Consider the following 1,208-nt stretch of genomic DNA (forward strand, 5'->3'; position numbering starts at 1 on the left):
GTTCCTATTGGGTCAGAAGCCAATTTCGTCATAAAAAAGGCTCCATCGGAGCCTTTTTACCTCGAAATGCCTGCGTTGGCAGCGCCTAGCGGCCCTTGCGGCCACCGGGCTTGCCACCGGCGCCCTGCGCCAGCGGCGGCAGGCCGGTGTGGCGCGTCAAGAGGCGCCCCTTGACCACCGGCGAAGCTTTCACCGTGGCGGCAGTGCCGGTCGAGTTCTTGCGCCGCGCGCTGGTGTAGCTGCCGTCGGTCATCGGCTGGAAGGTCGGAATCAGGTGGTGCTTGCCGTTACCGATCAGATCCGCCCGGCCCATGGCCTTGAGCGCTTCGCGCAGCACCGGCCAGTTGTTCGGGTCGTGGTAGCGCAAAAAGGCCTTGTGCAGCCGGCGGCGGCGCTCGCCGCGCACGATGTCCACCGTCTCGCTGTCGCGCGTGATCTTGCGCAGCGGGTTCTTGTTGGTGTGGTACATCGTCGTGGCCGTGGCCATCGGGCTTGGGTAAAACGTCTGCACCTGGTCGGCGCGGAAGCCGTTTTTCTTGAGCCAGACCGCCAGGTTCATCATGTCTTCGTCGCTGGTGCCCGGGTGGGCGGCGATGAAGTACGGAATCAGGAACTGCTTCTTGCCGGCTTCCAGCGAATACTTGTCGAACATCTGCTTGAACTTGTCATAGCTGCCGATGCCGGGCTTCATCATCTTGGTGAGCGGGCCCTGCTCGGTGTGCTCGGGCGCGATCTTGAGGTAGCCGCCCACGTGATGGCTGACGAGCTCCTTCACGTACTCGGGGCTTTGCACGGCCAGGTCGTAGCGCAGGCCCGAGCTGATGAGAATCTTCTTCACGCCCTTCAAGGCCCGCGCGCGGCGGTACATCTTGATGAGCGGGTTGTGGTCGGTGTTGAGGTTGGAGCAGATGCCCGGGTACACGCAGCTTGGCTTGCGGCAGGCAGCCTCGATTTCGGGCGACTTGCAGCCGATGCGGTACATGTTGGCAGTCGGCCCGCCCAGGTCGGAGATCGCGCCGGTAAAGCCCTTGACGGTGTCCCGGATGGCCTCGATCTCACGGATCACCGAATCTTCAGAGCGGCTCTGGATGATGCGGCCTTCGTGCTCGGTGATGGAGCAGAAGGTGCAGCCGCCGAAGCAGCCGCGCATGATGTTCACGCTGAAGCGGATCATCTCCCAAGCCGGGATCTTGGTGGCGCCGTCATGG

1 protein-coding gene is annotated in these 1,208 nt (G+C 63.3%); it reads right to left on the reverse strand.

Features of this window, described 5'->3' with window-relative positions:
• Positions 1–85: 85 nt before the first annotated feature.
• A partial coding sequence (locus AC1DWI_RS23795) for a DUF3362 domain-containing protein (protein ID WP_477725991.1) occupies positions 86–1,208 on the reverse strand: 1,123 nt, incomplete at its 5' end.

It is taken from the genome of Polaromonas sp. P3_C2 (assembly GCF_056402675.1).